16 protein-coding genes are annotated in these 23,437 nt (G+C 68.6%); 12 read left to right on the top strand and 4 right to left on the bottom strand.

Annotated features, from left to right (window positions below):
* The first annotated feature begins 12 nt into the window (after positions 1–12).
* Genes HRV97_RS06985 through HRV97_RS06975 form a run of 3 tightly spaced genes read left to right on the top strand, consistent with a single transcriptional unit; the run spans position 13 to position 3,644 of the window.
* Positions 13–681, top strand: a complete 669-nt coding sequence (locus HRV97_RS06985; protein ID WP_246248582.1) for an ABC transporter ATP-binding protein — start codon at positions 13–15, stop codon at positions 679–681.
* Complete coding sequence (locus tag HRV97_RS06980; protein ID WP_174193325.1) at positions 678–3,188, top strand: ABC transporter permease; 2,511 nt, start codon at positions 678–680, stop codon at positions 3,186–3,188. The genes HRV97_RS06985 and HRV97_RS06980 overlap by 4 nt, the downstream gene beginning before the upstream one ends.
* Positions 3,189–3,200: 12 nt before the next feature.
* Positions 3,201–3,644, top strand: coding sequence for a hypothetical protein (locus tag HRV97_RS06975; RefSeq protein ID WP_246248581.1), 444 nt, complete (start codon positions 3,201–3,203; stop codon positions 3,642–3,644).
* Positions 3,645–3,650: 6 nt separating this feature from the next.
* On the opposite strand, the gene HRV97_RS06970 is transcribed toward HRV97_RS06975, so the two are convergent.
* Positions 3,651–4,460, bottom strand: a complete 810-nt coding sequence (locus HRV97_RS06970) for a SirB1 family protein (protein ID WP_174193323.1) — start codon at positions 4,458–4,460, stop codon at positions 3,651–3,653.
* Positions 4,461–4,583: 123 nt separating this feature from the next.
* Here HRV97_RS06970 and HRV97_RS06965 point away from each other — a divergent pair, with 123 nt between their 5' ends.
* The 4 genes from HRV97_RS06965 to HRV97_RS06950 all read left to right on the top strand — a co-directional run bounded on the left by HRV97_RS06965 (position 4,584) and on the right by HRV97_RS06950 (position 7,901).
* Positions 4,584–5,360, top strand: a complete 777-nt coding sequence (locus HRV97_RS06965; RefSeq protein WP_174193320.1) for an exodeoxyribonuclease III — start codon at positions 4,584–4,586, stop codon at positions 5,358–5,360.
* A gap of 6 nt (positions 5,361–5,366) precedes the next feature.
* A complete protein-coding gene (locus HRV97_RS06960) occupies positions 5,367–5,738 on the top strand; it encodes a GIY-YIG nuclease family protein (protein WP_174193318.1) in 372 nt (123 codons plus the stop codon).
* A gap of 136 nt (positions 5,739–5,874) precedes the next feature.
* Complete coding sequence (locus HRV97_RS06955; RefSeq protein ID WP_174193316.1) at positions 5,875–6,417, top strand: hypothetical protein; 543 nt, start codon at positions 5,875–5,877, stop codon at positions 6,415–6,417.
* The gene (locus HRV97_RS06950) at positions 6,414–7,901 is read left to right on the top strand and encodes a PepSY-associated TM helix domain-containing protein (RefSeq protein ID WP_343044454.1); all 1,488 of its coding nucleotides are present in this window, start codon (positions 6,414–6,416) and stop codon (positions 7,899–7,901) included. The genes HRV97_RS06955 and HRV97_RS06950 overlap by 4 nt, the downstream gene beginning before the upstream one ends.
* 3 nt (positions 7,902–7,904) lie before the next feature.
* On the opposite strand, the gene HRV97_RS06945 is transcribed toward HRV97_RS06950, so the two are convergent.
* Positions 7,905–8,528: a retropepsin-like aspartic protease family protein gene (locus HRV97_RS06945; protein WP_174193312.1), complete on the bottom strand. Its 624-nt coding sequence runs from the start codon at positions 8,526–8,528 to the stop codon at positions 7,905–7,907.
* 259 nt (positions 8,529–8,787) lie between these two features.
* Here HRV97_RS06945 and thrS point away from each other — a divergent pair, with 259 nt between their 5' ends.
* The 4 genes from thrS (at position 8,788) to HRV97_RS06925 (ending at position 17,356) form a co-directional block, all read left to right on the top strand.
* Complete coding sequence (gene thrS / locus HRV97_RS06940; protein WP_174193788.1) at positions 8,788–10,776, top strand: threonine--tRNA ligase; 1,989 nt, start codon at positions 8,788–8,790, stop codon at positions 10,774–10,776.
* A 142-nt stretch (positions 10,777–10,918) separates the two neighbouring features.
* Entirely contained in the window at positions 10,919–13,666 is a 2,748-nt protein-coding gene (locus HRV97_RS06935; RefSeq protein ID WP_174193310.1) for a TonB-dependent receptor, read from the top strand.
* A 136-nt stretch (positions 13,667–13,802) separates the two neighbouring features.
* The gene (gene infC / locus HRV97_RS06930; protein WP_174193308.1) at positions 13,803–14,336 is read left to right on the top strand and encodes a translation initiation factor IF-3; all 534 of its coding nucleotides are present in this window, start codon (positions 13,803–13,805) and stop codon (positions 14,334–14,336) included.
* Between the two features lie 233 nt (positions 14,337–14,569).
* Positions 14,570–17,356: a TonB-dependent receptor gene (locus HRV97_RS06925; protein WP_174193306.1), complete on the top strand. Its 2,787-nt coding sequence runs from the start codon at positions 14,570–14,572 to the stop codon at positions 17,354–17,356.
* 66 nt (positions 17,357–17,422) lie between these two features.
* Here HRV97_RS06925 and HRV97_RS06920 read toward each other — a convergent pair whose 3' ends face one another.
* The gene (locus HRV97_RS06920) at positions 17,423–20,170 is read right to left on the bottom strand and encodes a [protein-PII] uridylyltransferase (protein ID WP_174193303.1); all 2,748 of its coding nucleotides are present in this window, start codon (positions 20,168–20,170) and stop codon (positions 17,423–17,425) included.
* Positions 20,171–20,214: 44 nt separating this feature from the next.
* Complete coding sequence (gene mutS / locus HRV97_RS06915) at positions 20,215–22,788, bottom strand: DNA mismatch repair protein MutS (protein ID WP_174193787.1); 2,574 nt, start codon at positions 22,786–22,788, stop codon at positions 20,215–20,217.
* Between the two features lie 124 nt (positions 22,789–22,912).
* On the opposite strand from mutS, the gene HRV97_RS06910 reads away from it, so the two are divergent.
* Positions 22,913–23,404 (top strand): methylated-DNA--[protein]-cysteine S-methyltransferase, encoded by a 492-nt coding sequence (locus HRV97_RS06910; protein WP_174193301.1) that lies wholly within the window; start codon positions 22,913–22,915, stop codon positions 23,402–23,404.
* The last annotated feature ends 33 nt before the right edge of the window (positions 23,405–23,437 follow it).

The raw sequence follows: 23,437 nt of genomic DNA, 5'->3' as shown, positions 1-23,437 counted from the left end.
GGCGTTTTCCTCATGGTGACCGACACGACCCCTATGGTGATCGACGCGCGCGATGTCACCTTGACGCTGGGCCACACGCCCGTGCTGCGCGGCATCTCGTTGCGCGTCGCGCGCGGCGAGAGCGTCGCGCTGCTGGGCAGTTCGGGTTCGGGCAAATCGTCGCTGATGGCGGTGCTGACCGGGCTGGAACGCGCGAGCGGCGGCAGCGTGGTCGTCGACGGGCTAGATTTCACGACGTTGGGCGAGGACGCGCTGGCGCGCGCGCGGCGCGGCCGGATCGGCATCGTGTTGCAGGCATTCCACCTGCTCCCGACCATGACCGCGCGCGAGAATGTGGCGGTGCCGCTCGAACTTGCCGGGCAGAACGACGCCTGGACGCGCGCGGCGGACGAACTCGCTGCCGTAGGCTTGGCGCACCGGCTCGACCATTATCCGTCGCAATTATCGGGCGGCGAGCAGCAGCGCGTGGCGATCGCGCGCGCGCTTGCCGCCCGTCCGCCGCTGGTGTTCGCCGACGAACCCACCGGCAATCTCGACACAGCCACAGGTGCCGCGATCATGGACCTGCTGTTCGCGCGACAGGCGGCGCCGGCGGCGACGTTGGTAGTGATCACGCACGATCACGCACTCGCCGCGCGTTGCGACCGGGTCGTTACGTTGGCCGACGGGCGGGTGCGATGAAGGTGGCGCGCAGCGACTGGCGCTTCGCCTGGCGCGTCGCGCGGCGCGAGATCGACTGGCGCTTTCGCGGGCTCCGCATCCTCGTCGCCTGCCTGTTCCTGGGTGTCGCCGCGCTCGCCGCGATCGGCGGGCTGGCGTCGGCGGTCGGTGACGAGCTCGCCGCGCGCGGCGCGACGATCCTCGGCGGCGACGTCGAGCTGTCGGTGTCGCAGCGACGCGCGACCGCCGCCGAGCGCGCGCTGCTCGACGCCGCCGGCCGGGTGTCGGAGACGATCCGCATGCAGGCCAATGCGGTTGCCGGGCGCGACGGCGCGCCGATCCAGTTGAAGGCGGTCGACGCCGCCTACCCGCTCTACGGCCGTGTCCGCCTGTCTGACGGGCGGGACGCGGCGCGACCGGCGGAAAATCGTGCATGGATCGCGCCGGCGCTCGCATCGCGCCTCGGGCTCGCACGCGGGTCGGTGCTCCGGCTGGGGCAGGCGCAGGTACGCGTCGACGGCGTGATCGCCGACGAACCCGATCGGCTCGGTGAAGGCTTCACGCTCGGCCCGGTGGTGCTCGTCTCGACGACCACGCTGGCGAAGACCGGCCTGGTGCAGCCCGGCAGCCTCTACGACACGCGTTACCGCGTCCGCCTGCCCTCCGGCACCAGTCCCGACGCGGTCGCTGCACGATTCCAGCGCGCCTTTCCCGCCGGTGGATGGGAAACCAAGACGCGCGATCGCGCCTCGCCCGGCGCGTCGCGCTTCGTCGACCGAATGGGCGAGTTCCTGACGCTGGTCGGGCTCGCCGCGCTCGCCATCGCCGGGATCGGCGTCGGCAACGGTGTATCGTCGTTCCTCGCCGGCCGGCGCGGCAGTATCGCGACGCTCAAGGCGTTAGGCGCGACCGGCGGCGACATCGCACGCATCTACGCGGTCGAGATCGGCGTCGCGACGGCGATCGGCGTAGTCGCCGGGCTCGCGGTCGGGGCGGTCGCCATTCCGCTGCTGGCCACGTTGCTCCGCCAGGTGTTGCCGATCGAGATCGGACTGGCGCCGTCACCGTGGCCGTTCCTTCGCGCCGCGGCCTATGGCGCACTGATCGCAATCGCCTTCGCCGCGCCGCCGATCGCGGCGGCGAGCGCCACGCCCGCCGCCGGGCTGCTGCGCGGCGCGCTGGCGCCGCTTCGCGCGGCATCGTGGCGTGCGCGGCTCATTGCGCTCGCCGCGGGGGGAGCAGCAGTCACGCTCGCAGTCCTCACCTCGGCGCAGCCGGAACTCGCCGCCGCGTTTCTCGGCGCACTCGCCGCTGCGCTACTGCTGCTCGCCGCGCTCGGTCGCCTCGTGCGTGTCGCCGCACGCCGCCTACCCGCACCACGCCGCCCGCTGCCGCGTCTCGCACTCGCCGCGCTGCATCGACCGGGCGCGCGGACCGAGGCGCTAGTGGTGGCGCTCGGCCTGGGGCTCACCTTGTTCGTGCTGCTGACCGCGATCCGCACGAGCATCGACGCGGCGATCGCGACGACGATCCCGGCGCGCGCGCCCGCATTGTTCGTGCTCGACGTACCGCGCGACCGCGCGGACGAGTTCCGCCGCACCGTGGCGCGCGCGGCACCGGGCGCCGCGGTCCGCACTGTGCCGCTGCTGCGCGGCACGATCACCGCCTACGGCACCACCCGCGTCGCCGATCTGAAGGAGTTGCCCGAAGGCGCCTGGGCGCTGCGCGGTGAGCGCGGCCTGACCTATGCCGACGCGCTGCCGGAGGGGAGCACGCTGGTGGCCGGTCGCTGGTGGCCGCGCGGCTATGCCGGTCCGCCGCTGGTGTCGGTCGACGAGCGGCTGGGCAAGGCGCTGAAGCTGCGCCTGGGTAACCCGCTGACCGTCAGCCTGCTCGGCATCGAACGCACCGCGCGCGTTGCCTCGTTTCGCCGCATCCAGTGGGACACGCTCGGCTTCAACTTCGTGCTGGTGTTCTCTCCGGGCACGCTAAGCGACGCGCCGCACAATCTGGCCGCGACGATCGAAGCACCGCCGGGTCGCGAGGCAGCGATCACCGCCGCGCTGCTGGCGCCCTTCCCTTCGTCCTCGGCGGTGGAGGTGCGCGGCGTCTTGTCGCAGGTCCGCACACTGGTGGAACAGGTCGCGGTCGCGATCGCCGCTGCCGCCGGGGTCGCGGTCGCCGCGGGCATCGCGGTGCTGGTCGGCGCGATCGCCGCCGCGCGCGAGGCACGCACCTATGACGCGGTGGTGCTGCGGACGCTCGGCGCAACGCGCGCGCAGTTGCTCGCGGCACAGTTGATCGAATACATGCTGCTGGGCGCCGTGGTGGCGGGATTGGCGCTGCTGCTGGGTCTGTCGGGCGCGTGGTACGTGGTGACGCAAATGTTCGACTTTCCTTGGGCACCCGACCCGCTCGCCGTTGCGCTGACGTTGGTCACCGGGCTCGGCGGCACGGTCGCGATCGGCATTGCGGGCGCGTGGCCGATCATGCGCGTGCGCCCCGCGCAGGCACTACGCACGATCTGATGTGGACGAGAAATGATGGATAGTTCCTGGGGTGCCGGCCCGCGCGCAACGCCGACCGGCACGCGCGACGAGCGCGAGCAGCAGCGCAGCGAAGCACGCAACCGCCGCGCCGCCGAGCGGATCGCCGCGGCCGAGGCGCGGACCGAGGCACGCGCCGCCGCGCGCGACACCCAGTCGCAGGCACGCGAGCAGATGCGCGATCAACGCCGCGCCGAGGAGGAACAGCGCCGCGCCGCCGCTGCCGACGCGCGTGATGCACGGCCGAAGCGGCGGAGCAGCACCGGCTCGCTCGCGCGCACCGGTCACGCGAGTGAAGAACGCGACACGCGCCATTACGCGACCGAAGTCGACCTTGACCGGCTGCGGTTGCTGCACCGCCGCGGCGCCTCACCCGCCGCGATCGCGCACGCGTTCAAGATCAGCGAGGACGAGGTCGCCGCCGCGCTGGCGGAATAAGCCCGCTCAGCCTGCCCCCGCCAGCGAGTCGAGCGCGGCGGCGATCCGCACGCGCGTCGCGGTGTCGCGCGTCGTCTCCAGCATCGAGCCCAGACTCGCCCGCGCGCCCGCGATGTCGCCGTTCATCAGCGACAATCGCGCATGCTCCCACCAGACGTGCGCGTTGGTGGGCGCGATCGTGGTCATGCGCGCGAACAGCGTCAGCGCACGTGCGGCATCGCCGGCGCGCTCCGCCCGCGTGGCCTGGTTGATCAACAATCGCACCAGCACGTCGCGGTTCTCCATCGCCGCGACATGCTCGGCGTGCGCCACGGTGCCCGCACCCAGCATCCGCGCAAGCAGCGCCGACAACCCCTCCTGGCTCATCTCGCGTCCGTCGTTGAACGGGTCGATCAGCACCGGCGCGGTCGGCGGGCCGATCTGCGCCAGCACGTGGCCGGGCGTGTTGAGCACGTCCGCGCTCCACCCAACCCGCCGTGCCGCCGCGACGTAGAGGATCGCGAGGCTGATCGGCATCCCACGCCGCCGATCGATCACGCGGATCAGATCGGCATTGTCGGGGTCGTCGTAATGGTCGCGGTCGCCCGAGAAGCCGAACTCGCCCGCGATCACCGTCGCCAGCAATGCCGCCTGCGCGCTGGCGGTCGGCGCTTCGTCGGCCAGCGCGGCAATGTGCCGGGTGATCGTGGTTAGTAGCTCGACGTAAGGAGCGAGGTCGACGTCGGGGTGATCGAGCGCGGCGAGTTCCAGCGCGGCGGCGTCGAGTTGGATCGCGTCGTCCTCGACCAATCCCAATTGTACGATGGCAGCATCCATGCGTCGATGACGGCCATCACACGCGATGGTTCCCTCCAAACGGCGGAACAAAGTGGCAACTCAATGCGTCTTCATCGTCCTCTCGCGAGCCAAGTGGCCGCGCGACAACGGATTTCCGCTCGAGTGAAGATCGCGACCTTCAACGTCAACGGCATCAACGGCCGGCTGCCCGTGCTGCTGCGCTGGCTGGCGGAGGCCGCACCCGACATCGTCTGCCTGCAGGAGTTGAAGACACCCGCGGCCAAGTTCCCCGCCGCCGCGCTGGCCGACGCGGGCTACCAGGCGGTTTGTCTGGGTCAGCCCCGCTGGAACGGCGTCGCGATTCTGAGCCGGGCGGGCACGATCCACGAGACGCAGCGCGGGCTCCCCCACGACCCCGATCCGACGCAGAGCCGTTACCTGGAAGCGGCGATCGGCGGCGTGATCATCGCCGCGCTCTACCTGCCCAACGGCAATCCGCGGCCCGGCCCACGGTTCGACTATAAGCTCACCTGGTTCGAGGCGCTGATCGCGCGTGCCCAATTCCTGATGAACAGCGATGCGCCGGTCGTGCTGGCGGGTGACTTCAATGTTATGCCGACCGATCGCGACGTCTACAAACCCGAGCGCTGGATCGAGGACGCACTGTTCGCGCCCGAGGTTCGGGCCGCCTTCGCACGGTTGATCGCGCAAGGATGGACCGACGCGCTGCGTCACGTTCATCCCGACGCGACGCTCTACACGTTCTGGGATTACCTGCGCGACGCCTATGCGCGCGATGCTGGTCTACGGATCGACCATCTGCTGCTCAGCCCGGCGTTGGTCGCGCGGCTGTCGGCGGCCGGCGTCGATCGCCACGTACGCGGGTGGGACAAGGCGAGCGACCACGCGCCGACGTGGATCGTGCTGGACGACGCCTAAGCGCCGATGCCGGTACCGCTGACCGATCGCGAAGTGGTGGCGATCGCCACCCGCACCGCCGCCACGTTCCACGCCGTGTCGCAAGGCAGCCCGCGCGCAGGCTACTCGGTGTACGTCATTCTGCTGCACAACCCGGCACGACGTCTCCCCTGGGGCGTCTATGTCGGGCAGACCTCGCGCGATCCCGACTGGCGCTTCGATCAGCACAAGGCCGGATACAAGGCGAGCGGCGCGGTGAAGCGCTTCGGCGTGCAACTGCTGCCCGACGTGGCTGACCATCTTAACCCGATGGAGCGCTGGGAGTCGCTCGAGCTGGAGGAAGCGCTGGCCACGGCGTTTCGCGAGGCCGGGATCGGCTGGGTCGAAGGCGGACATTAGGCGCGCCGACCACGCGAAATCATGCGATTGATTTGCAATAGCGCACTCGCTATGGCCGCTCATGACGAGGCGCCGATGGCGCGTGGCGGAGCGAGTTGATGACCCGGACATCCATGCCGATCACCGGAACAGCGCAATGACCGCTGCCGCGGTCCTCGCCGTTGCCGCCGCGATGCTGCTGGTCCGGATCGGATGGCAGGGTCCGCGCGGCGTCGCTGCGCTAGGTTGGGCGCTGGGCGCGACGGCGCTGGTCGTGCTCCTGATGCAGGACGGCGCCTGGGGGCTGTCGGTCGGGATGGTCGTGGGGATGCCAGTGGCGCTGGCATTCGTGCTGCACGCCGGCTGGACCTCGCCGGCGCGTAACGTCCGCGCGCCGCGCGAAGTGCCCGCGATCTCGATCCCGCATCACCGTCGCGATATCGCGCGCCGCCTCGCGGTGTTCGCGCTCGCGGTGCCGCTCGCCTTCGCGGCCGCGCAATGGCTCGCCTTCGGCATCCAGGCGGCGTTTCGTGGCGGCGCCGCGCTCGACGGCGACGCGGTGGTGCTGACGCTGTTCCTGCAACCCGTGATCTGGACCGCGCTGCTGACCATCCAATTGACGCGGGCACGCGCGACGCAGATGATTGCCGCGCCGCTCGTTGCTGCGGTGGCGGGCACGATGCTGTGGGGTGTCGCGTGAAGGCGGAAGCGGTGTCGCCGCGGCAGACGCTGGTCAAGCGCGCGCTCGGCGGTCACGCCGCAATCGGGCTGCTCGCCAGCGCATTGCTCTACATCATCGCGCTGACCGGCACGGTGATCGTGATCCACGACGGCTGGCAGCGCTGGGAACAGCCGAACGTGCCCGAGATTGCGACGCTGTCGCCGGCGGCAGTGCAGTCGGCGATCAACGCCGCGGTCGCGCGCGAGGTGGGGCAACCCGCGACCACCCACCTCTACGTCCGAATGCCGAGCGCGGACATGCCGCGCGCCACCGTCACCACCGACAGCGGCGGCTGGTACGTCGACGCGACCGGGCGGATCGTCGCGCGCGAGGCGCACGGCTGGACCGACTTCATGGTCGGGCTGCACGAATATCTCCACCTGCCGATGACCTGGGGCATGATCCTGGTCGGTGCGCTTGGCGTGATGCTGTGCGCGCTGGTGACGACGGGCGTGCTGGCGCATCCCAAGATCATCCGCGATGCCTTCTGCCTGCGTACGCGCCACGACCCGCAACTCGCGCGCGCCGACTGGCATAATCGACTGGGCGTATGGACGCTGCCGTTCGTGCTCGCGGTCGCGCTGACCGGCGCGTTCATCGGGCTGGGCAGTGTCGGCACGACGATGCTGGCAAAGGCGTACACCGGCGGCGACATGCTCAAGGTCTATGCCAATATCTTCGGCCACGAACCGCCGTCGAACCCCGCGCGCGCGCCAATTGCCGACGCCGCCGCGGCGATGCGGACGCTCGCCACGCAGGCGCCCGGCGCAACGCCGACCTACGTCATCATCCACGAGCCGCTGACCGCGGGGCAGCACGTCCAGATCCTGGTCGAACACCCGCGCCGGCTGATCTACGGCGAGAGCTATTTCTTCGACGGCGCGGGCGCCTTCCATTCCAAGGCCGGGCTGTCGGACGGCGAGATCGGTCAGCAGGTCGCCGCCTCGTCATACAATTTGCACTTCGGTAATTTCGCCGGCCTGCCGGTCGAGATCGCGTACATGGTGATGGGGCTGGCGTTGTGCGCGATCACCGCGACCGGCAACAGCCTGTGGCTGGAAAAGCGTCGTCGTCGTGGGTTGGGTGGCGAACGGCTGCGCGCGTGCTGGAACATGACCGTATGGGGATCGGCGACGCTCATGGTGTGGATGATCTGGCTGCGCGCCGCGGCCGGTCAGGACGCGCCGCTCGGCCTCGCCTTCTGGGGTGCGTTCGCCGCCGCGATCGTGGTCGCGGCCACCTTCCCGCGCATCGCGGGCGCGGCGACGTTGCGCCGAGTGTGCGCGAGTTCGGTGCTGGTCACCGCGATCGGCCATCTGGTGTTGCTGCGCCCGGCGATCGCGGGACCAATCGTGATCGATCTGGTCGCGATTGCGCTGTCGGTGCCGCTGCTCGCCTATGACCTGCGGCTGCGGCATGACCCCGGCGCTGCGGCGCTCAAGGCCAATCCGACGCCCACCTGAGGGTCACGCTGCAGGCGCATCCTGCGGATGATGCGGCGTCAGGATCAGCGTGCGTCCCTCGACCCGCCAGCTCTTGAGCCGCGACAGGAAATTCATGCCGAGTACGTCGATGTTGCCGAACGCAGGCGACACGACGACGGCGAGATCGCGCGCGACGACGTTGCCGAACCGCAGCTCCTTGACCTCGCCCGTCTCCGCCCGGATCGCGCCATTCGCGGTCTGCAGCACCACCGGGAATAGCGCCGGCTTGACCTCGACGTCAGCGGCGGCAGCGGTATCGGGCGACAGCGCGGTGATCGTGGCACCGCTGTCGACCAGCAAGCGCTTCTCCACCCCGCCGATCCTCGCACGGACGTAGAAATGGCCGTCAGGCGACATGCGGATGCGCGTTTCCTCGCCCGCGACTTGCTGGCTCTCGATGTTGAGCGCGGCGGCGAGACGCCCCATCCACGGATCGAACCGTTCGCGCTGCGCGACCACCATGTAGAGCAGCCCGGCGAGCCCCGCCCAGACCGCGAGCGAGACGAGCGTGCGCAGCACCGGCACCCGGCGCGCGATCACCGAGGCGACCAGCAGCACGCCGATCAGAATATAGAAATGGGTGTTGCCCGCGAAATCGGTCGTCATCGTGCACTAGATATAGGAAGCCGCCGCCCCCGCCCCAATGACCCGACCGGCTGGCGTCGCCCGCGCCCGGCCGCTATGTTGCCCCACGATGATGCCGAGCCGTTTCCTCGCGCGAACTAGCACCACCCCGGTCGCCCCGGGGTCGATCAACGCGCGCGCCTGACCGGCGGCGCCTCCGATACGTTCGTGCGCCCCCTTCCCGCGGGTGCGCTTCCGCCATAAGCGGCACATGAATATTCTTCAGGATCACTCCATGAACATGCTCTCGATCACGCTGCCCGACGGTTCGGTTCGCGAGGTCGCACCCGGCACCACGCCGGCCGAGATCGCCGCCGCGATCGGCCCCGGCCTCGCCAAGGCGGCGATCGCCGCGCGCGTTGACGGCGAGCTGCGCGACATCACGCGTCCGCTGACGCACGACGCGCAGCTCGCGCTCGTCACGCAGAAGGACGAGGCCGACGCGCTCGAACTCGCGCGCCACGATCTCGCGCATGTCATGGCGGAGGCGGTGCAGCACCTGTTCCCGGGCACGCAGATCACCTTCGGCCCGGCGACCGACGACGGCTTCTACTATGATTTTGCACCAAAGGATCGCCCCTTCACCGACGACGACCTGCCCGCGATCGAGGCGGAGATGCGCCGCATCATCGCGAAGAACGAGCCGTTCACGCGCGAGGTCTGGACGCGCGAGCAGTTGATCGAGACGTGGAACAAGCAAGGTGAGACGTTCAAGGCCGAGTGGGCGGCCGAGCTGCCCGACCATGAGGAACTGACGATCTACCGTCAGGGTGCGTGGCTCGACATGTGCCGCGGGCCGCACATGGCCTCGACCGGCAAGCTCGATCCGCAAGCGTTCAAGCTGACGCGGGTGTCGGGCGCCTATTGGCGCGGCGACCAGAAGAACGCGATGCTTTCCCGCATCTACGGCACCGGCTGGTTGAACAAGAAGCAGCTCGACCAGCATCTGTTCATGCTGGAGGAGGCCGCCAAGCGCGATCATCGCAAGATCGGGCAGGAGATGGACCTGTTCCACCTCCAGTCGGAGGCGCAGGGCTCAGTATTCTGGCACCCCAAGGGGTTCGTGCTGTGGCGGCAGATGGAGGCGTACATGCGCCGCCGGTTGGACGCCGCCGATTATGCCGAGGTCAAGACGCCGCAGCTGATGGACGCGCGGCAATGGGAGCAGTCGGGCCATTGGGGCAAGTACCGCGAGAACATGTTCGTGGTGCCCGACGAGATCCCGAACACCGAGGACGAAGGTGCGGTCCTGACCGGCGACGCCGATCTGATGGCGTTGAAGCCGATGAACTGCCCCGCGCACGTGCTGATCTTCAAGCAGGGGATCAAATCGTACCGCGACCTGCCGATCCGGATGGCGGAATTCGGTTGCTGCCACCGCAACGAGCCGCACGGCGCGCTGCACGGCATCATGCGCGTGCGCCAGTTCACGCAGGACGACGCGCACATCTTCGTTCGCGAGGACCAGCTGGTCGAGGAAGTGCGCAAATTCTGCGAGCTGCTCGATAGCGTCTACCGCGACTTGGGCTTCGAGGATTACGCGGTGAAGCTCGCGCTCCGCCCCGAAAAGCGCTTCGGCTCGGACGAGATGTGGGACAAGGCGGAGGCCGAGCTGCGCGAGGCGGTGCAGGTGTCGAGCCTGTCCGACACGATCAAGGCGAAGTTCGAGGAACTGCCGGGCGAAGGTGCCTTCTACGCGCCCAAGCTCGAGTTCCACCTGACCGACGCGATCGGGCGGACGTGGCAGGTCGGCACGATCCAATCAGACCGCGTGCTGCCCGAGCGGCTGGATGCGGCGTACGTCGGCGAGGATGGCAACCGTCACCGTCCCGTCATGCTCCACCGCGCCATCCTAGGCACGTTCGAGCGCTTCATCGGCATCCTGATCGAGCATCATGCCGGACGCTTCCCGCTGTGGCTCGCCCCCGTGCAGGTGGTGGTGGCGACGATCGTCAGCGACGCCGACGATTACGCGCTGGAGGTCGCAGCCGAGCTGCGCGCTGCCGGGCTGCGCGTGGAAATCGATCTGCGCAACGAGAAGATCAACTACAAGGTGCGCGAACATTCGGTCGCGAAGGTTCCCGTGCTGCTGGTCGTCGGCAAGCGCGAGGCGGACGAAGGCACCGTCGCGGTCCGCCGCCTGGGCAGCCAGGGGCAGGAGGTCGTCGCGCTCGCCGACATCACCCAGCGGCTGACCGAGGAGGCGCGCGCGCCTGATCTGGCGCGCTGACGAACAGGTGGATCGGCGGGGCGCATCCGCCGGTCCACCTCACCTACATTAACAAAGCGCGTGACTTTCCCTGCGTGGCCGCTAACCGCCGCGCCCTCGCCACGCGGCACACGGATGCCGTGGTCACCAGGGATCGCACCCAATGAACCGTTCGTACCAAACCGCCTTCGCGGCCAGCCTGCTATCGTCCGCGCTGCTGCTCGCCCTTCCCGCCGCCGCGCAGCAGTCGCCGGTTGGACAGGATGGGGATCAGCCCTCCGCCGCCGAACCGGGCGAGGTCGTCGTCACCGCGACGCGGCGCGCCGAGCGGCTGTCTGACGTGCCGATCGCGATCACCGCGATCTCGGGCGAGACGCTTGCTGCCACGGGCGCGGTCGACCTGCGCGGGATCGACCAGGTCGCGCCCTCGCTGCTCGTCTCGGGCGCGACCAGCGAGGCGAACTTCACCGCGCGTATTCGCGGCATCGGCACGGTCGGCGAGAACCCGGGTCTGGAAAGCTCGGTCGGGCTGTTCGTCGACGGCGTCTATCGTGCGCGAAGCGGCGTCGGGCTGACCGAATTGGGCGAGGTCGACCGCGTCGAGGTGCTGCGCGGGCCGCAGGGGACGCTGTTCGGGCGCAACTCGACCGCGGGCACGATCAGCATCGTCACGCGCGCGCCCGAACTCGGTCGCACAGACGCGCATGGCTTGATCAGTTACGGCAATTACGATTACATGCGCGTCGACGGCGCGGTGAACTTGGCCCTAGGACAGAGCGCGGCGCTGCGCGTCGATGGCGTATGGCAGCAGCGCGACGGCTTCATCCGCCAGCTCACCCCCGGCGAGCCCGACATCCAGGACCGCGACCGCTGGCTGACGCGCGCCCAACTCGGCTGGAGCCCGAGTGACGTATTGTCGGTCCGGATCATCGGCGACTATGCCGAGCGCCACGAGAATTGCTGCAACGGTACGCTGCTCGGTCCGGTGCGCAACCTGACGCGCACCGACCCCGCGGGCGGATCGGTCGCAGTCGGCCCCAACACGCTGCTGCCGCTGCTCCAGGCACTCGGCGCCAACTACCAGCTACCACCCGCGGGCGAGCGCTTCGGCTTCACCACCTCGACCAGCGCGGGCGTGCCGTATCGGTCGGACGTGCGCGACTGGGGCGTGTCGGGCGAGGTGAACTGGCGATTGGGGGGCGCGACGCTGACGTCGATCACTGCGTGGCGCGATTACAAGAACCGGATGGGGCAGGACAACGACTTCAACCGGCTCGACCTGCTCGACCGGCAGGACCTCGACCGCCGTTTCCGCAACTTCTCGCAGGAGGTCCGCCTGGCGGGCCGGGCGTTCGACGGTCGGCTCGACTGGCTGGTCGGCGGCTATTACGGCAACGAGAAGCTGAACGTCGACGACGACCAGCGCTACGGGCAGGATTACACCCGCTTCGCCAATTGCATCATCGCGACCTCGTTCGCCGCGTCGGGCGCGGGACAGGTGAACCTCGCCTCCCCCACCTGCTCGACCGCGCCGACGAGCGTGTTCGCGGGCTATGACGCGGTTGCGCGACAGCTGAACGCCGCCCCGCTCGTCGGCACCGGCGCGAACGACGGTAACTTCACGCAGGTCAGCCGCAACTGGGCGCTGTTCACGCACAACACGCTGGCGATCGTCCCCGACCGCCTGTTCGCGACATTCGGCGTCCGCTACACCGACGAGCACAAGCGCGTCCGCGCCGATTACCGCGCGACCAACACGCTATGCCCCGCGCTGCTGAATTCGTCGCTCCAGTCGCTCGCCGGGCTCGCCTGCGTGGTGAACGGCGCAGGCATCGACATTCCGCAGGGCACGCCGGGCACGACCTTCGATGACGGTCGGTGGACCGGGACCGCGGTGCTGGGGTTTAAGCCGGTCGAGCGCGTGCTACTCTACGCCTCGGCCTCGCGCGGGTACAAGGCGGGCGGGTTCAACCTCGACTTCTCCGGGCTCGACCGGCCGTGCTTCGCCGGGGCGGGCACCGCCGCGCAACAGGCGGCGTGCACCGCGCTGCTCGCGCGCGCAGCGAACACACCCGGCAACGGCCGCGCCGAGGTCGCCGATCTGGCTTATGCCAGCGAGAAGGTCACCGCTTATGAACTTGGCGCTAAGTGGAACGGGCGCAGCATCGACGTGAACGTCGCCGCCTTCCATCAGGTGTTCAGCGGGTATCAGCTCAACACCTACAACGGGACCAGCTTCGAGGTCGCGAACATCCAGTCGTGCCGCGATCCCCTGAACCGCGCCGACACCGACGCGTCCGCGGCGACCGGTGCGTGCGCGCCCGACCGGCTGCGCCCAGGCGTGCTATCGACCGGCGTCGAGCTGGAAAGCACGATCCGCCCCGCGCGCGATGTGACGGTCAACCTGGGGTTCACCTACGCGCACACGCGCTATCGCCGCGATCTCGTCGGCACGGGCGGACGGCCGTTGTCGCCGGTGCTGTTCCAATTGCCCGACCAGAACCTGTCCAACGCGCCCGAGATCGTCACCACGGCGGGTATCGGTTGGACGCCCGCGATCGGCACGCGCGGGCTGACCGGGCTCGTCTATGTCGACGCCCGGATGCAGAGCGACACCAACACCGGCTCCGACCTTGACCTGGAAAAGGTGCAGGACGCGTTCGCGGTGGTGAACGGGCGGCTCGGCGTGTACGGCGCGAACAAGCGCTGGGGCGTCGAATTATGGGCGCAGAACGTGCTGGATCAGCGATACTTCCAGCTCGCCTCCGACATACCCGCTCAAGGATCGGGGACGTTTCGCAGCGTCCAGCAGGCTGCTTCCGGTGGATTCGCGGGCAGCGCCAACCAGTTATTCATCGGCTTCCCGGGCGAGCCGCGCACCTACGGCGTGACGCTGCGCGGCAGCTTCTAGAACACAGGTCGCGAAGAAAGTGACCGGCGCACCCGACTAGATGACGGCCGAGTGCGTCGGACATCTTCCGATTCGTGCAGTGAAAGCATATATCGGGCATAGTGAATCAACAGGAGAAGTATCTATCCGTCCGCCCATGATGCGCCGCCCCATGCAGGCGCCGCCGATGAACGGCCCTCGCTTCAACGAGTGGATCCAGAGCCAGAAGGTCCGCGTGATCGATCACGAGGGCGAGAATCTCGGCGTCATGTACACGCGCGAAGCGATGGCGCAGGCCAAGGAAGTCGGGCTCGACCTGGTCGAGGTGTCCCCAAACGCGGACCCGCCCGTCGCCAAGTTCCTCGACGTCGGCAAGTTCAAGTACGAGGCGCAGAAGAAGGCCAACGCCGCGCGTAAGAGCCAGAAGACGCAGGAGATCAAGGAGATCAAGATGCGTCCGAACATCGACGACCACGATTACGACACCAAGATGAAGAAGGTGGTCGAGTTCATCGAGGAAGGCGATAAGGTGAAGGTCACCATGCGCTTCCGCGGTCGCGAGCTGAGCCACGGCTCGCTCGGCATGGCGGTGCTCCAGCGCGTCGCCGAGGCGACCAACGAGATCGCCAAGGTCGAGGCCTATCCGCGCATGGAAGGCCGGCAGATGCTGATGGTGCTCTCGCCCAAATAAATGGCTTGTGCGTCGGCGGATCGACCGCCGACGCGCCATACCTGCGGCTCGACGCGCCGCATTCCGTAGCGTCACCTTCGCTTGTGCACATGCATTTTGATGCGCAACTGTTGCCGTTGCGCCACATACCCGCGGCTTTCCGTTACGTGACGCGTAACTTTTACTAGACGCGTAAGATAGTCCGCATAGAAGCGCACCAAACCCGATATTCAAATTTGGGAGAGGCCTTCATTATGCGCATCACCGCGACCCTGCTGTCCACCGTTGCCTGTCTGGCGGCTTACCCCGCACTGGCGCAGGAGCAGACCAGCCCCGTCACCACCAACGCCGCGGTTGACGGCCAGACCAACACCGCCGCCGCGCAGTCGAGCTCGACCGGCGAATTGGGCGCGGGCGACATCGTCGTCACCGCCACGCGCCGCGCCGAGCGGCTCGCCGACGTGCCGATTTCGATCAACGCGGTGAACCAGGAAAGCCTGCAAAATTCAGGTGCGACCGACATCCGCGGCGTGGCGCAGCTCGCCCCCTCGCTCAGCGTGTCGTCGACCGGTTCGGAAGCGAACGCCTCGGCACGCATCCGCGGCATCGGCACCGTCGGCGACAACCCCGGCCTCGAAAGCTCGGTCGTCACCTTCATCGACGGCGTCTATCGCAGCCGTACGGGATCGGGCCTGAACGACATCGGCGAGATCGAGCGTGTCGAGGTGCTGCGTGGGCCGCAGGGCACGCTGTCGGGCCGTAACTCGTCGGCGGGCGCGATCAACATCTACACCAAGGCGCCGTCGTTCGACTTCGGCGGCTACGGCGAGGCGACCTACGGCAATTACGACAACATCCGCGTCGCCGGCGCGCTGACCGGCCCGATCATCAAGGACCTGCTCGCCTTCCGCGTCGACGGCGTCTACGCCAAGCGCGACGGCTTCTACCGCGACGTCATCAACAACACCGACTTCAACGACCGCAACCGCTATTTCGTCCGCGGCCAGTTGCTGCTCGAGCCGTCGAGCGACTTCTCAATCCGGCTGATCGGCGACTATACCCGCCGCGACGAGAAGTGCTGCGGCGCGGTCTACATCGACCTGCGCGAGAAGACCGATCCGACGCCGGGCGTCGCCGGCGATTTCGCGATCGCGCCCGCCAACCGCATCGTCGACGTGATGACGTCGCTCGGCGCCGTGTTCCCGAGCGCGGGCGACCAGTACAACCGCCGCATCGCGCAGACGCGTGGCCGCGCTTACTCGAACATCACGAAGGATTACGGCGGCTCGGCGCAGATCGACTGGAACTTCGGCGGCGCCGCGCTGACCTCGATCACCGCGTATCGCGAGTATAAGTCGGCGGGTGCGGGCGACTTCGATTACGGCAACCTCGACCTCGTTTATCGTCCCAACGACGGCAATGCGTTTCGCCGCTTCCGCACCTTCACGCAGGAACTGCGCCTGAACGGCGAAGCGTTCGGCGATCGGCTCAACTGGCTGGTCGGCGGCTTCTACAGCAACGAGAAGCTGCGCGTGTCCGACAATCTGCGTTTCGGCACCGATTACGGCCGCTTCGCTGCGTGTCGGGTCGTTGCCAGCGCCAATCCTAACGCGGCCTTACGCAATCCGGCGGCGCCGGGCTGCCTGTCGACCGGCTTCGTCGCGCCAGGCGTGACCGCACGAGCAGCAGTGGGCTCGTCGTTTGGCACAGCGGCAGGTACGATTCTGGGTGCACTCGACCGCCTGTCGACGATCAGCGATCTCGGCTCACGCCGCGACATCTACGACCAGAAGAGCGAGAGCTACGCCTTCTTCACCCACAACGTCCTGAAGATCACCGACACGCTGTCGCTGACCGGTGGCCTGCGCTGGACGAAGGAGATGAAGGACCTGAACGCCAGCTTCACCAACGACAACACCGTCTGCGCGCAGCAGCTCGGCAACCTGGCGCCGCTGCTCGCCAATCCTGCGCTCGCCTCGACCGTCGCCGGCATCCTGACGCTCAGCTGCACCGGCAATTCGAGCTCGACGCTCAACGGCAAGTCGATCAGCGACAAGCTGAACAACGACGAGTTCACCGGCACCGCGGTCTTGTCGTGGAAGCCGGTCGACCGCGTCATGACCTACGCCAGCTATTCGCGCGGCTTCAAGGCGGGTGGCTACAACCTCGATCGCTCCGATCTGGGCCCGGCGTTCCTGCCGGCGACCACGCTCGCCCCCAATGCGTCGGCGCTGCGCTTCGACCCCGAAACGGTCAACGCTTATGAAGTCGGCCTGAAATATTCGTCGCGTCAGTTCACCTTCAATCTGGCGGGCTTCCGGTCGGACTTCACCAACTTCCAGCTCAACACGTTCAACGGCACGAATTTCATCGTACAGAACCTGGGTAGCTGCAAGGCTGGGCTGAACGGCGGCGACACCGACAACAGCGCCACGACTGGCCGCTGCGCCGGCGACGTCGGCACCGGCGTGCGCAGCCAGGGCGTCGAAGTCGAGGCGGGCTTCTATCCCGCGCGCCAGGTCGCGATCACGATGGGCTATACCTTCGCCGACACCAAGGTGCGCCGCAACATCGTCGGCTCGGCCTCGGGCGAGCCGCTCGATCCGGCATTGTTCCTGTTACCGGGTGCTCAGATGCCGCTCGCGCCGCGCAACGTCATCACGACCTCGGCATCGTGGACGCCCGATATCGGTTCGAACGGCATGTCGGCGCTGTTCTACGTCGATCAGCGCACCTCGTCGGACTATAACACCGGCTCCGACAATTTCATCGAGAAGGAGCAGGACGGCTTCACCACGGTGAACGCGCGCATCGGCCTGCGTGGGCGCGACGATCTTTGGGCGATCGAGGTGTTCGCGCAGAACCTGCTCAACAAGAACTTCCAGCAGGTCGCCTTCAACGCGCCGTTCCAGGGTGCGGGCAGCCAGGCGCAGGTGCAGGCGTTCGGCAGCACCGGCGGTTTCGCGGTCGGCAACCAGATCTTCACCTCCTACCTGGGCGAGCCGCGCACCTACGGTCTGACGCTGCGCACGCGCTTCTGATCGGCTGATCCACGATGGTATAAAGGCCGGTGCGCCCCCCGCGCGCCGGCCTTTTTCGTCAGCGGCTCACGCCGCTTCCTCCAGCGCCTTCCCCGCCGCCGCCGCGAGCAGCCGCCGCTCGATGCTGCGCAGCTTGGAGGCGAGCGCGATCTTGTCGCCGGTCAGGTCGGTCAGATAAAAGGTGTCCACCGCGCGCTCGCCGTAGGTCGACACGTGCGCGGAATGGATCGTCACCTTCGACTGGAACAGTGCGTGTGCGAGCTGGTTGAGCAGCGCCGGGCGATCGCGCGCGGCCACCTCCACCACGGTGAAGCGGTTCGATGCCTTGTTGTCGACCAGCACGTCGGGCGCGATCGCGAACGCGTCAGCGCGCAGACGCGGCAGCGGCTTCGCCTTCAACCGGTCGGTCAGTCGCACCCGCCCGGCGAGCGCGTCCTCGATCGTCACGCGGATGCGCTGCAACTGCTCGGCCTCGTCGAACGGGCGGCCGAGCGGGTCCTGCACCAGGAAATTGTCGAGCGCCATACCGTCGCGCGTTGTGTGGATGCGCGCGTCGATGATGTTGCCGCCCGCGACGTTGATCGCGCCCGCGATGCGGAAGAACAGCCCCGGATGGTCGGTCGCGTAAACGGTGACGAGCGTCGCACCGCGTTCAGGATAGACCTGCGCTGCGATCGACAAAGGAGCGTCACCCGCGGCGCGCACCACCTCGGCGTTGGCGGCGAGCACGTCGGCGGGCTCGGCGATCCAATACGGTTCGGGCAGGCGGCGGACGTAGGCGGCCATCGTCGCCTCGTCCCAGCCGGTCGCCTCGCGTAGTGCCTGCTGCTTGGCGGCGATCCGCTCGGTGCGGCCCTTCTGCTTGTGCCCCAACCGCAGCACTTCTTCCGCGCCGTCGTACAGGTCGGCGAGCAACTGCCCCTTCCAGCCGTTCCACGTGCCGGGTCCGACCGCGCGAATATCGACGGTGGTCAGCACCAGCAGCAGGCGCAACCGCTCGACGCTCTGCACAATGGCGGTGAAATCGAGGATCGTTTTGAAGTCCGACAGGTCGCGCTTGAACGCTGTCGCCGACATCAGCAGGTGGTGGCGCACCAGCCACGATACCGTCTCGGTCTCCGCGCGCGTCAGCCCCAGCCGCGGGCAGACGCGCAACGCGACCTCGGCGCCCAGCACCGAATGGTCGCCACCGCGCCCCTTGGCGATGTCGTGGAGCAGCACGGCGACGTAGAGCACGCGCCGCGACACGATCTGCTCCATCACCGCGCTGGCGAGCGGATGATCGTCCTTCAGCTCGCCCTTCTCGATCCGCGCGAGCAGCCCGACCGCCCGGATCGTATGCTCGTCGACCGTGTAATGGTGGTACATGTCGAACTGCATCTGCGCGACCACGCGCGCGAAATCGGGCAGGAAGCGCCCCAGCACGCCGGTCTCGTTCATCCAGCGCAGCACCAGCTCGGGGTCGTTGCGGCTGGTCAGCACGTCGAGGAACAGCGCGTTCGCGCGCGGATCGCGTCGGACCGACGCGGCGAGTTTCGCGTCGCGCGTCGCGCAGCGCAGCGCGAGCGGATGAATCTCCATCTGCGTCTGCGCGGCGAGCGCGAATGCCTCGACCAGCCGCACGGGGTCGGTGGCAAAGAAATCATCGCTCGGGATCGCCAGCCGCCCGCGGTCGACGGTGAAGCCGTTCAGCTTGCGCGGAGAACGCAACAACCGCTTGATCCGCTCGCCGCTGTGCCGTCGATTGTAGCGCTCCTCCAGGTGCGCGAGGAACAGGCCGGTGAGCGAGCCTACCGTCTTCGCCTGCAGGAAGTAAAATTGCATGAACCGCTCGACCGCGGATTTGCCCGGGCGATCGGCGTAGTGCATCCGCGCGGCGATCTCGCGCTGATAGTCGAAGGTCAGCCGGTCCTCGGCCCGCCCCGCGATCAGGTGGAGGTGACAGCGCACCGCCCAGAGGAAATTGTCGGCGCGGTGGAACAGCCGATATTCCTCCGGCGTGAACAGTCCGGCGTCCTTCAGCTCGCGCGAGCTTCGCACCTTGTAGGCGTATTTGCCGATCCAGAAGAGCGCGTGGAGATCGCGCAGGCCGCCCTTCCCTTCCTTCACGTTGGGCTCGACCACATAGCGCGTGTCACCCATTCGCACGTGGCGCGCGTTGCGCTCGGCGAGCTTGTCGGCGACGAACTGCCGCTCGGTGCCGCTCCTCACCTCCTTGTCGAACCGCTCGGCCGCTTCCTCGTACAGCGCCTCGTCGCCCCACAGGTAGCGCGCCTCCAGCAGCGCGGTGCGCACCGTCACGTCGGCTTTCGCCTGGCGCACCATGTCGTCGAGCGAGCGGCTCGAATGACCGACCTTCAATCCCAAGTCCCAGAGCGCGTAGAGCATCGATTCGATCGCCTGCTCGGCCCAGGGCGTCTGTTTCCACGGCGTCACGAAGCCAAGGTCGACGTCGCTGAACGGCGCCATCTCACCGCGACCGTAGCCGCCGACCGCGATCAGCAGCAGCCGCTCCGACGCGGTCGGGTTGCTCAAGGGATAGAGCCGCGTGGTGGTGAAATCGGCCAGCGTGACGATGATCTGGTCGACCAGATACGCCTGCGCGTTTGCCGCCTCCAGCCCGCGCGAGGGGTGCTCCGACAGCCGCCGCGCGATCTCCGCACGTCCGGCGTCGAGCGCGGCCTTGAGGATCGCCGTCGCGCCGCGGCGAAGCTGGGCGTGGCTGCCTTCATCCAGAGCGGCGAGCGCATCGACGAGCGCGCGGCGATCGACGATCGCACGGCGGTTGGGCAATTGCTCAAAGGTTCGGCGCATGGTGCCCGACATAAGCGCGCGCCGCGCCGATGGGGAGCCCCGCGTCAGCCTTCCCGCGCTAGCGCCTTCAACCGGTAGAGCGTGTCGAGCGCCTCGCGCGGAGTCAGCGCGTCGACGTCGATCGCCTCGACCTCGGCGCGGATCGCGTCGCACTGCGCTTCCTCGGCCTGCGCCGCGGCGGCGAACAGCGGCAGATCATCGAGGCCCGCGGCGAGCCCGCCGGTCTTGGCGCGCCCCGCCTCCAGTTTCGCGAGCACCGACTTGGCACGCGCGACCGTGCCCGGCGACATGCCCGCGAGCCGCGCGACCGCCAGGCCGTAGCTGCGATCCGCCGGCCCTTCCACCACCTCGTGCAGCAGCACCAGATCGCCCTTCCACTCACGCGCACGAACGTTGTGGAGCGACAGCGCGTCGCAGCGTTCGGCGATCCTCGTCAGTTCGTGATAATGCGTCGCGAACAGGCAGCGGCAGCGGTTCTCCTCGTGGATCGCCTCCACCACTGCCCAGGCGATCGCGAGCCCGTCATAGGTCGAGGTGCCGCGCCCCACCTCGTCTAGGATCACGAAGCTGCGCGGGGTCGCCTGCGCCAGGATCGCGGCGGTCTCGACCATCTCGACCATGAAGGTCGAGCGTCCGCGCGCGAGATTGTCCGAGGCGCCGACGCGGCTGAACAGCCGGTCGACCAGCCCGATCGTCGCGGCCGACGCGGGCACGTAGCTGCCGGCCTGCGCGAGCACCGCAATCAGCGCGTTCTGGCGCAGGAACGTCGACTTGCCGCCCATGTTGGGGCCGGTGACCAGCCACAGGCGATTGCTCTCCGACAAACGACAGTCGTTGGCGACGAAGCGGTCGCCCGATTTCGCCAGCGCGCTCTCGACCACCGGATGGCGCCCGCCCCCGACCTCGAAACATGCCTGTTCGACCAGTTTGGGCCTGGTCCAGTGACCTTCGGCCGCGCGCTCGGCGAGCCCCGCTGCGACGTCGAGGCGAGCGAGCGCGTCGGCGGTCGCGGCGATGCTCTCGCGCGCGGCGAGCGCGGTCTGCGTCAGTTCCTCCAGGTGCGCAGCCTCGGCGGTCAGCGCGTGCGCGCCTGCCTGCGTCACACGAGAAGCGACCTCGTGCAGTTCGGGCGCGTTGAAGCGGATTGCACCCGCCATCGTCTGTCGGTGCGTGAACCCTGAGTCCGCGCGCATCAGCGGGTCGGCGGCGCGCGCGGGCACTTCGATATGGTAGCCGAGCACGCCGTTGTGCTTGATCTTGAGCGCGGTGACGCCCGTGTCGGCGCGGTATTTCGCCTCCAGCGCGGCGATCGCGCGCCGCCCGCCCGCGCCCGCGTCGCGCAATTCGTCGAGCGCCGCGTCGTACCCCGCCGCGATATAGCCGCCGTCGCTCGCCTCGATCGGCGGTGCAGGCACCAGAGCGCGCTTGAGCAGGTCGATCAGCGCACCGTGTCCACGCAGCCGCGGCAGGGTTTCGGTGAGCAGTGAAGGCGCCGGCTCGATCTTGCCAAGCAGCTCGGCGAGGTGAGCCGCACCGTCGAGCCCGTCGCGCAACTGCCCGAGATCGCGCGGACCGCCCCGCCCCGCCGCCAGCCGCCCGAGCGCACGGCCCACATCGGGCAGCGCACGCAAGCTCGCGCGCAACCGTTCACGCAAGGCATCGTCGTCATGGAACAGCGCAACCAGCGCCTGCCGCGCCTCGATCGCGCCCAAGTCCATCAAGGGCGCAGCGATGTCCTCGCCCAGCAGACGCGCGCCCGCGCCGGTCACGGTGCGGTCGACCGCGTCGAGCAGACTGCCCTTGCGCTGTCCCGCGACCGTACAGGTCAGCTCCAGGCTCTCGCGCGTGGCCGCGTCGATCGCCATCGTCTCGGCCGCCGCCTCAAGCGTCGGTGGGCGCAGGAAAGGCAGCGCGCCCTTCGCGTTGTGCTCCAGATACGCGACCAGCGCGCCCGCCGCCGACAGCGCGGCGCGCGAGAACTGGCCGAAGCCGTCGAGCGTCGCGACGCCGTAGAGCTGCTTCAACCGCGCCTCACCCTGCGCGCTGTCGAAGTCGGCACGCGGACGCCACACGCTGGCGGGATGGTCCGCGCCCTCGCACGCCACCACCTCGGCCGCGCCCAGCCGCGCGAGTTCCGCTCCCATGCCACCCGCTTCGGTTTCAATCACCACGAAGCGTCCGGTCGACACGTCGGCGGCAGCGATCGCGACGGCGCCGTTCACCTCGCCTACGCACGCACACCAATTCGCCACGCGTGCGTCGAGCAGCGCTTCCTCGGTCAGCGTGCCCGCGGTGACGAAGCGGACGATCGCGCGCCCGACCAGCGCCTTCGAGCCGCGTGCCTTGCGCGCCGCCTCGGGCGTTTCGGTCTGCTCGGCGATGGCGACGCGGTGCCCGGCCTTGATCAGGCGTTGCAGATAAGCGGTCGCGGCATGGACCGGCACGCCGCACATCGGGATCTTCTCCCCCTCGTGCTCGCCGCGCGCGGTCAGCGCGATGTCGAGCACCTGCGCGGCAACCCGCGCGTCGTCGAAGAACAGTTCGAAGAAATCGCCCATCCGGTAGAACAGCAGGCAGTCCGCCGCCTCCGCCTTCAGCGCCATATACTGCGCCATCATCGGGGTCGGGGTGGAAACGCTCGCCATCGCGGGCGCGATACAGAAGCGCGGGCACGCGCGAAAGGCGTGTCCGATTGCCCGCGCTCGCGCTACACACGTCGCCTGCTTTCACGAGATGCTCGCCATGCTCTTTCGCTCGCTCCTGCCTTCACCCATCGGTCCGCTGACATTGGTCGCGTCGGACAACGGGCTGGTCGCGATCCTGTGGCCCGACGACGCGCCGGGTCGCGTGCGGCTAGCAGATGTGACGCCCCGCGACGACCATCCGGTGCTCGCTGCGGCGGCCGAACAGCTTACCGAGTATTTCGCCGGCACGCGCACCGGCTTCGACCTGCCGCTCGCCCCACGGGGCACGCCGTTCCAGCGCGACGTGTGGCTGGCGCTCGCCGACATCCCCTTCGCCGAGACGCGCAGCTACGCCCAGATCGCGCACGCGATCGGCCGCCCGACCGCCACCCGTGCGGTGGGCGCCGCGAACGGCCGCAATCCGTTGTCGATCGTCGCCCCGTGCCACCGCGTCGTCGGCAGCAACGGCGCGCTGACCGGCTTCGCAGGCGGGCTGGCGGCGAAGCGTTTCCTGCTGGACCACGAACGTCACACATCCGGTGCATGGTAACGGTTCACATCACCGCCACCTTTCCGTAAGGGC

This window comes from Sphingomonas hominis, from assembly GCF_013328205.1.
Classification (GTDB): domain Bacteria; phylum Pseudomonadota; class Alphaproteobacteria; order Sphingomonadales; family Sphingomonadaceae; genus Sphingomonas; species Sphingomonas hominis.
Note: the sequence above shows the minus strand (reverse complement) of the source record. Positions and strands in the feature narration are given on the sequence as shown.